At 34.8% G+C, this 9035-nt stretch carries 9 protein-coding genes and 2 tRNA genes; 1 reads left to right on the top strand and 10 read right to left on the bottom strand.

What is annotated here, in order from left to right; translation table 11 throughout:
* Nucleotides 1-199: 199 nt before the first annotated feature.
* The 7 genes from FYJ58_RS12835 to FYJ58_RS12805 form a co-directional block, all read right to left on the bottom strand.
* A complete protein-coding gene (locus FYJ58_RS12835; RefSeq protein ID WP_154520121.1) occupies nt 200-514 on the bottom strand; it encodes a type II toxin-antitoxin system RelE/ParE family toxin in 315 nt (104 codons plus the stop codon).
* 1 nt (nt 515) lies between these two features.
* Nucleotides 516-818, bottom strand: a complete 303-nt coding sequence (locus FYJ58_RS12830) for a type II toxin-antitoxin system RelB/DinJ family antitoxin (RefSeq protein ID WP_154520120.1) — start codon at nt 816-818, stop codon at nt 516-518.
* A 201-nt stretch (nt 819-1019) separates the two neighbouring features.
* Nucleotides 1020-1664 (bottom strand): endonuclease III, encoded by a 645-nt coding sequence (gene nth, locus FYJ58_RS12825; protein WP_154520119.1) that lies wholly within the window; start codon nt 1662-1664, stop codon nt 1020-1022.
* 161 nt (nt 1665-1825) lie between these two features.
* The gene (locus tag FYJ58_RS12820; protein ID WP_328597857.1) at nt 1826-2608 is read right to left on the bottom strand and encodes an ABC transporter ATP-binding protein; all 783 of its coding nucleotides are present in this window, start codon (nt 2606-2608) and stop codon (nt 1826-1828) included.
* Between the two features lie 12 nt (nt 2609-2620).
* A complete protein-coding gene (locus FYJ58_RS12815) occupies nt 2621-3625 on the bottom strand; it encodes a FecCD family ABC transporter permease (protein ID WP_154520118.1) in 1005 nt (334 codons plus the stop codon).
* A gap of 3 nt (nt 3626-3628) precedes the next feature.
* On the bottom strand, nt 3629-4612 hold the full coding sequence (locus FYJ58_RS12810; RefSeq protein ID WP_154520117.1) for a FecCD family ABC transporter permease: 984 nt from the start codon (nt 4610-4612) through the stop codon (nt 3629-3631).
* Between the two features lie 28 nt (nt 4613-4640).
* Nucleotides 4641-5636: an ABC transporter substrate-binding protein gene (locus tag FYJ58_RS12805; protein WP_154520116.1), complete on the bottom strand. Its 996-nt coding sequence runs from the start codon at nt 5634-5636 to the stop codon at nt 4641-4643.
* 184 nt (nt 5637-5820) lie between these two features.
* Between FYJ58_RS12805 and FYJ58_RS12800 the strand changes: the two genes are divergently transcribed.
* On the top strand, nt 5821-6846 hold the full coding sequence (locus FYJ58_RS12800) for a helix-turn-helix transcriptional regulator (RefSeq protein WP_154520115.1): 1026 nt from the start codon (nt 5821-5823) through the stop codon (nt 6844-6846).
* Nucleotides 6847-6848: 2 nt separating this feature from the next.
* Here the strand turns inward: FYJ58_RS12800 and FYJ58_RS12795 are convergent, their stop codons facing one another.
* The 3 genes from FYJ58_RS12795 to FYJ58_RS12785 form a co-directional block, all read right to left on the bottom strand.
* Nucleotides 6849-8606, bottom strand: coding sequence for a B12-binding domain-containing radical SAM protein (locus tag FYJ58_RS12795; protein ID WP_154520114.1), 1758 nt, complete (start codon nt 8604-8606; stop codon nt 6849-6851).
* A gap of 64 nt (nt 8607-8670) precedes the next feature.
* Nucleotides 8671-8741: transfer RNA gene (locus FYJ58_RS12790), tRNA-Gly, on the bottom strand.
* Nucleotides 8742-8781: 40 nt separating this feature from the next.
* A tRNA-Phe gene (locus FYJ58_RS12785) sits at nt 8782-8854 on the bottom strand.
* Nucleotides 8855-9035: the final 181 nt, after the last annotated feature.

The following is a 9035-nucleotide window of genomic DNA, read 5'->3' as shown; positions in this document are numbered from 1 at the left end:
ATTCGCCGATGAGGCTGGTGTAGAAGGTTTTTATATCTTCTAAACAGTGTCGTCTATTTCCCATGCCCGCCTTTGTGCGGGCTATTTTCATCCAAGCGTTTAACGAAAGTCGAACTTTCCTATAAAGCAAAAAAGACAGGATACCTTCCTTTTTACGGGAACATATCCTGTCTAATGTTCAATATTTCATTTTCATCTGCTAACCTTTTAATCGGTTTTCAATATCTGATGCACTATACAATACACCCGTTACAATCACTTTATCTCCTTGGATTACATAAAAAACGGAATAATTGTCTACCAACAATCGTCTCATCTCTTTACTCCGTTCTGGTTCTGACTCCATAATGCGGATTCGTTCAGCCAAAGTGTCCAATGTCAAAATGGCATCTGCAATCCGATTATACTGATCTATTGCATTTTCCGGTGCCTGAAGGACATAAGCGATATGGTTATAGAGCTGATCCATATCAGCCAAGGCTTCATTCGTAATCTCCACCGTATATCGTTTCATATCAATGATTCTCCCTAAATTTTGCAAATGCCTCCGCTGCATTCTGTACTCTTCCTGCCGCTATGTCATTGTATCCCTTTTCCAGTTTTTGATGGATTTCTTCCGTTGTCATGACCTCTGCATGAATGGATACTGGTGCCTTTGGTAAAGAAACAGAAAATGGAATTCCACCTGTAAGGGAAATCTGATTCAAGTACATATCAATTGCTGTCGACATCGGAACACCTAACTGAGACAACACTTTCTCTGCCCGTTCTTTGACAGTCGGATTTACTCTTAAGTTCAATGTTGCTGTTTTTTCCATGATAACACCTCCTTGTTTCTTTCATTGTAACGCTTTTGTCGTTACAATTCAACCGCTAAATTTTCCCATTTTTACAAATTATCCATGAATTAAAATTTTGTTTATCAAATTGGTCTTTAAAACATAATATTTCTTGAAGTTAAACTACCAGATATTTCCGTCATAGAGGTTGCCAAAATCTACTTTGAAGGCATCATAATCTTACTTTTCTTTACACAATTCCCGCAAGAAACATTCTTCACATTTTGGATTTCTGGCAGTACACAAACCACGTCCATGCGTAATAATTTGAATATTATATAAAATCCAATGCTCTTTTGGAAGTACTTTCATCAAATCATACTCTATTTTTTCAGGGTCTTCTTCTTTCGTAAACCCTAACTTTCTTGATATCCGCTTAACATGAGTATCTACAACAATGCTTGGTTCATTATATATATTTCCCCGAATGACATTCGCAGTCTTTCTTCCAACTCCCGCAAGGCTGGTCAACTCCTCAAGCGTTCTTGGAACTTCACCACCATACACTTCAATCAGCCGTTTTGCACATAAAATAATATTCTTCGCCTTATTTTTATAGAAACCTGTCGAATGAATATCATTCTCTAACTCTTTTTGTTCTGCGTTTGCAAATGCTTCAACCGTATGGTATTTCTGAAACAAATCCTTTGTTACTATATTCACCCTCGCATCCGTACACTGGGCACTTAAAATAACTGCAATCAACAACTGCCACGGTGTTTCGTAATTCAAATAACATTTATATTCCCTTGTATAATGTTCATCTAACAAATCTAATATTTTTTGTACTCTCTCCCGCTCAGTTTTTGTAACCCTCTTTACCATCTTATTTTGCACTCCTTCTATCTATTTACATATGGCACATAATTTTTTATTACAAATTTACAGTTAATTGAATAATCAATTTTCTTTATTATATCGCAACAATATAATCTAACACAACATTTTCATAGTTCGAGAAGCTAAAGCAAATTTTAAAAAAACAATTATCGAAGCAAAGAATAATCTACACACACAGGATAGCCTTTCGTTTCATTTTTCATCAATACTGCTTCTATCTCATATAACTCTCGTAAATTTTCCTCACAAATTACATCTTTTGGAGCTCCTTTAAATAAAATTTCCCCTTGTTTCATTCCAACCACATAATCTGCAAATTTGGAAGCATGATTTAATTCATGAATTACTACAACAATTGTTGTTTTCTCCTCTTCATTTAATTTTTGAAGCAGTTCTAATATCTCCAGCTGGTGTGCCATATCTAAATAAGTAGTTGGTTCATCTAATAATAAAATCTCTGTCCGCTGTGCCAAAGCAAGCGAAATCCAGACCCGCTGTCTCTGCCCTCCTGACAATTCCTCTACTTTACGTTCTCTCAACTCATATACACCAGTTTTATTCATCGCCCATTCTATTATTTCATAATCTTCTTTCGTAAGACCAGACAACGCTTTTTGGTATGGAAATCTTCCAAATCCCACGAGATTTTTTACTGTTATTCCTTCCGGAACTATCGGACTCTGGGGTAAAACTGCAAGTTTCTTTGCAAGCATTTTAGATGATATACTTTTTGTGCTTATCCCATCTAAAAAAATCTCTCCTTTTTTTATTGGAATAATCCGTGCAATTGATTTCAATAAGGTAGATTTTCCACACCCATTTTGCCCAATCATCATCGTAATTTTTTCTTCCGGTATCGTAAGGTTGGCACAGGGAATAACAACTCTATCCTCATATGCCGCCTGCAGATTTTTTATTTCGATTCCCACTTTTAAAACCTCCTATTTTTCTTTTATCATCAAATAAATAAAATATGGCACGCCCAAAATTGATACAATAATTCCAACCGGAATCTCAATTGGTGCAAATAAATTTCGTGAAACTGTATCTGCGAGTACAAGAATAATAGCACTAATCCCTGCTGCAAACGGAAGTCTTGTACGATAATTGCCCCCTAACACCTTCTCTGCCAGTTTAGGTCCAAGCAAACCAATAAACGCTATATTTCCTGCTACCGATGTGGCAATTGCTGCTAAAAAAGAAGCCGTAATTAAGAAAAACAGTATTTCTTTTTGTACCTGAACACCAAGCCCGGTTGCCAATTCATCTCCAAGACTGAGAACATCTAATACTCTGCTTCTAATCAATATAAGGATTGCAAGCCCAAAAATAATTGGAGCTGTCAATAAAATATAGTTCCAATTACTTCCCCACAAACTTCCATTTGTCCATGTCAACACCTGATTATAATCTCCTTTTGACATATTCAATTGATAAAACGAAATAATTGCTGAAATTCCCGCATTGACACCTACACCTGTAAGAATAAACCTTACAGGACTAATTCCTTTTTTATAAGCAAAAAAATAGATAAATGTAACAGAAACCAAGCTACCGACCATAGCGATTAATGGTAAAAATATGACAGTTGATATTGGCAATGCCGAATAATAAGCACTTGTTCCAGATGAAATCCATAATACAACTCCAAGTGCTGCTCCTGCGTTAATACCAATCATTCCCGGTTCTGCCAAAGGATTTCTTGTTATTCCCTGTAATACACTGCCTGATATACCAAGTGCTGTCGCTACAATAATCGCAAGTACGGTCCTCGGAAGACGAATTTGAAATATTGTAAAATTTTGAAGCTTACTTCCATTTCCTAAAAAAGTCTGTAATACCTCATTTGGGGTCATTTGGTAGCTTCCAATCATGAGCGCTAATAATACGGTAATAAGAAGAAAGATAATACAAATAAATGTGAAAACCTTATTTTTATGTTTCATTATTTAACTTTTCTCCTTTCGAACAAGCAATAAGAAAACAGGAACTCCTATACACGCTGTAAATAGGCCAACCGGAAGCTCATATGGAGCGGATATTGTTCGTGCTGCAATATCCGCAAAAACTAAAATCACACTTCCATATAAAAAAGATAATGGCATCAGATTCCGATAATCGTTTCCAATCCATTTACGAATAATATGAGGAACAAACAATCCAATAAATCCAATATTTCCTGCCGTAGCAACACATACTGCACAAATTGGAATTAAGTATAAAATTGTATGAATTTTCACTTTTTTCGGCGAAACGCCAAGACCTATCGCCACTTCATCTCCTAAGCTAATTAAATTAATTTTTTTAGACAAAAAAATAGCGGCAATACTAAAAATACCTCCCACTCCACTCAAAATTCCCACTTGTATCCAACCTGCCTGTCTTAATCCTCCTGCTACCCAAAATGCCAGCTCTTGTGAGCGATTTCCTAAAAGTGCAACAACAGAAGCTAAAGATAAGAAAAATGTACTCATTGCTGTCCCCGCTAAAAGGATTCGGGAAACGCTTTGGTTGGAGGCACGGCACATTGTAAATGCTAAAATTAAACCTCCACTGATAAAAGCTCCTAAAAGTGACATTAAGAAATTTCCATAAGTTCCTCCTACAATAAACGTAACCGAAGAAATTGCAACTGCCAGTGTTGCACCTTGTGTAACTCCCATAATAGAAGGCTCTGCAATAGGATTTCTCAATACTCCCTGCATCATAGTTCCTGTCAATGCTAACATACCACCTGTCAAAACACCACATAACATTCTTGGCAGCCTAATATTCCGAACTAACTGGTCATTCAGCGTATCTTCATATTGAAAAAAAGCATGATATATTTCTTCTGCTGAAATATTTTTTGCACCAATATGGATTGATGCAAACATACCGACAAATAACAGTAGCACACCTGCTACTGTTATTATTTTAAGCTTCACTTTCATATTCATTCTCCACTTACTTTTTACAAAATCATTTTTCCATCAAAGAGAAAAATTCATCTAAAAAGAGATTTCTTCCTATGCAGCTATAACCCATATTAAAGTATGGACTGGAAGGTAATTCAATTACGTTCTCATCTTTTACTGCACGCATATTTTTATAAATGCTGTTTTTCTTAAGACTACTCATATCCTCATCTGTACCAACAATCACCATATAATCCGCATCAATTTCTGCAAGACCTTCATAGGTAATAACCGGAAGGCTGATATTCTCCTGTTCCGGCATATTTTCTGGTTTCTTCAATCCCATATCTTCATACAAGATGCTTCCAATACCTGCAGAGTCAAAAACATATAACTGTCCACCACTGGCTAACATTGCCAGATAAGTAGTATTCTCACCATACTTTTCTTTTATTTCTTTACCCTTTTCCTGCGCCTTTGTTTCATATTCCTTTAGCCATTTACTTGCTTTTTCTTCTTTATCCATTATCTTTGCAAATGCATTAATATCATCTTTCCAATTAATCTGTGCTAATTCAACCATTACAGTCGGTGCAACTTCTTTTAACTGGTCATACATTTTTTCCTGTACACTGGAAATAATAATTAAATCTGGCTCTAATTCCAAAATGCCTTCAATGTCCATTGTATCCTGCATACTATATCCTAAGATTTTAGCCCCTTTCAAAGTTTTCTCCAAATAAGAAGGAAACTTTGTATAATCATAGGCATCTGAATTGGCAGTTCCTACAACAGAATACCCAAGTACAGATAGAATATCACTATTCCCACTTAAATCTACGATTTTTTTAGGATTTGCCGGAATTTCAACTTCCCCTCTGGCATCTGTAACTGTAATCGTTTTCTCTATATCTGTTTTGTTTTCTGCGGTAGATTCTTCTGCAGTATTTTTTGTAGCTTCAGAATTCCCATCCGCTGACTGGCTTGCGGAACTTTGACATCCCACTAAAATTCCAAATGCAAATATTGCAATTATAAATAAAATTGATATTTTTTTCATTGATTTATCTCCTTTTTTGTATTTATGTTAGTCTAAACTAACTACAGTTCGCATTATAACAAAGCATCTTCTTCCTTGCAACACAATCACCTTTTTTAACTATTTTAACACCCACTTTAATTATTTGTTGTATATAAACGAGCAATCGTCTATAATAAAAAAATCTTAACATCAGGAGGTAATTATGTACTTTTCAAATCAACCCAAAGAATTTCGCAATATTATTTTAAAAGAGCTTGGGTTTCAACCAACAAAAAAGAAAAATTATATCCTTTATGAAAATAAATTTCATCCGGAATATGGATTTTATCGTCTTTATGAGAGAACAGGATTTTATGATTTTGGAGTTGCAGACTATACAATTCCACAAGGATTTGAAATTCAATTTAATAATTCAAACCCTATTTTACGTTTGGGCATTGTTTACGATGGAATAACAAGCTATCAATTAGAAAAGCAGCCAGTCTCTTCCTTTATGCCATCCACTTTTCTTGTTTTTGAAAAAGGAATCTGTGGGAAACAGCTTTGGAAAAAAGGGCAGCATTTTTATGGTGCTGAAATAACAATCTATCCTGCATTTTTTGAAGAACTTTCCAACCGCTTTTCTAACTTTTCCATATTTAATTATTTTATAGAAAATCAGACTTATTACTATCTTCCATCTGATATTTTACCCATCGTTTCCAGAATGATTCATCTTGATCAGACAGATTCTCTTAACGCTTTGCATTTAGAAGCAGCAGTTCTTGAATGTATGGGTGCAATTAAAGAAACCGAAACACCAGATGGGCAAAATGGCTTTTCAAGACAAATTAACTATGGAAGTGTTACAATTGGGAAAAAAAAGAAACTTAACTTTACGGAAGAAGATTTCAAAAGTATTCAAAAGGCTCATGATATTTTGACAGAACAGTTTATTCATCCACCGACAATTGAGGCATTGAGCAGACAACTACTAATTAATTCCCAAAAATTAAAAGCAGGTTTCTCCTATTATTACCATATGACAATAGGAGAGTACACTGCTTCTCTAAAAATGTCACTTGCTGCTGTCCTACTATGCACTACAGAAAAATCTGTTGCAGAAATTGCACATGAAGTCGGCTATGACTACTCTGCAAGTTTTATTAAAAAGTTTCAAAAAACTTATAGTTGTACCCCTTTAAAATATAGAATGAGAGAAAAAAAGCCCCCATATAAATCGCAATAATATTAAAAATTTTCTGTTATTCGAACTACATTTCCCTGATTATTAAGCGGATTACGGTTTTTGTAGAAAAACAAAATGTATTCCTGTTTTTTCTCTGTAATTCCTTCTGTCACCGCTTTTTCTAAATTGACCGAAAAATGCTCTATATGTGTCATTCTGCTAATCTGCTTATGATTATATTCCTTGTACTCTGGAAGAAGCCGATGAAGTTTTTCTTCCTCTCTATAGAAGTTTTGTATCCACTCTTTCTCCACTTTTGTCTGTATTGCAAATGGCGGAGTACTTTTCATATTCTCCCTTATATACAGATCATATACCATTAACTCCTCTACCGTTTTTACCTCTCCAATTTGATTCTGAATGCAAAACTCTCGCAAAATCTCATATCTTCCGATTCGGGAATGACTAACCAAATCCAATCCTTCTGCCTCGTAATAATCCCCTAATTTCTTATAAAAGTCAAATGGCGTTTCAAAAAAATGAAGCAAATATGGAATTGTCATAGTAAATTGTCCACTATTATAATATACTTCGACCATTTCTTCCACTTTTTTCAGCTCCATCGTTTTCGAATATGGAAGCCATTTTGTAAATAATACCTCATAAGGAGCTTCGTCCTGATATACGATCCCATATTTTTCACTCTCTTCCATCATGCAGGAACCTTTTAATACTTTTAAAAATCCAAGCTGAAGCTGATCTGGTTTCAATTCATAAACATAATTAAATGACTTTCGAAAAGAATTATAATCTTCATATGGAAGACCTGCTATCAAATCAAGATGTTGATGAATATTTTCTCCTTTATGAACCTCAGTTACAGCGTAGGCTAACTTATCTAAGTTCATTTTTCGATGAATTGCAGAAATTGTTTCCGGATTAATTGACTGAACGCCAATTTCCAGCTGAATTAAACCTTTGCGAAATTTTCGAATCAGCTGTATCTCATCTTCTCTTAGTAAGTCTGCAGAAATCTCAAAATGAAAATTGGTAATTCCATTATCATGTTCATAAATATACTGCCAAACAGCCATCGCATGTTCATGATTGCAATTAAATGTACGATCTATAAATTTTACCTGTGGAACATTATGATCAATAAAATACTGAAGCTCCTTTTTTACCAATTCAATATCTCTTAACCGTATGCCTTTATCAATAGAGGAAAGACAGTAACTGCAGGAATATGGACAGCCTCTGCTTGATTCATAATAAATAATCTTATGCTCCATTCCCTCCATATCTTCATATGGAAAAGGAATTTGACTTAAAGGAAGCGGAGCTCTTTTTTGATTCACTACAATCGAATCACAATCACGAAATACAATACCGGCTATACTCGAAAGAGAGTGTTCCTTTTCACCGGCTTCTCTGCCAATATAAAAGTTAACTAATTCTTTAAATGTTTCTTCTCCTTCACCTACCATAATTCCCGTAAGATATGATCTAAACTGCAATTGTTCTTCCGGATTATAAGAAACTTCCGGACCTCCAAACCAAATTGGAACTTCAGGTAATACTTTTCTTAATTCTCTTGCGACTCTGTGAATCATCTCAATGTTCCAGATATAACAGGAAAACGCAATTACATCCGGCTTTTTCTTATAAATTCCCTGTAAAATATCCTCCATCTGATTATTTATTGTATATTCTACAATTTCTATTTTATCTTTGTTCTCTTGATTAAATCCTCGTAAACTATATACTGCAAGATTCGAATGTATATATTTTGCATTTACTGCTACAAGTAATATTTTCATGATAAACAAAACACCCTTTCTTCAATTCACTTAGTCTAAAACCGATAAAATTGTACAGCAAAAAAGCGGGTGATGGGAATCGAACCCACGTATCTAGCTTGGAAGGCTAGTGTTCTACCATTGAACTACACCCGCATGTATAAATATTCTGATATAAAATTGTAATCCTTTCAAATGCCCAGAACCGGAATCGAACCAGTGACACGAGGATTTTCAGTCCTCTGCTCTACCGACTGAGCTATCTGGGCTTACCCGTTGTAAATCACTGCTCTCTCACAACGTATATTATTTTATAACAGAACCTTCTTAATGTCAAGCGATAAATTTATTTTTTTCAAAATTAATCTTAGAATATTCCTTTACAGTACAAATTTTAACTGCCGCAATACTTATTTCAAAATCTTCTTAAACAAGTAAGATCAATAGAAA

The organism is Velocimicrobium porci (genome assembly GCF_009696045.1).
GTDB classification, from domain to species: domain Bacteria; phylum Bacillota; class Clostridia; order Lachnospirales; family Lachnospiraceae; genus Velocimicrobium; species Velocimicrobium porci.
Note: the sequence above shows the minus strand (reverse complement) of the source record. Positions and strands in the feature narration are given on the sequence as shown.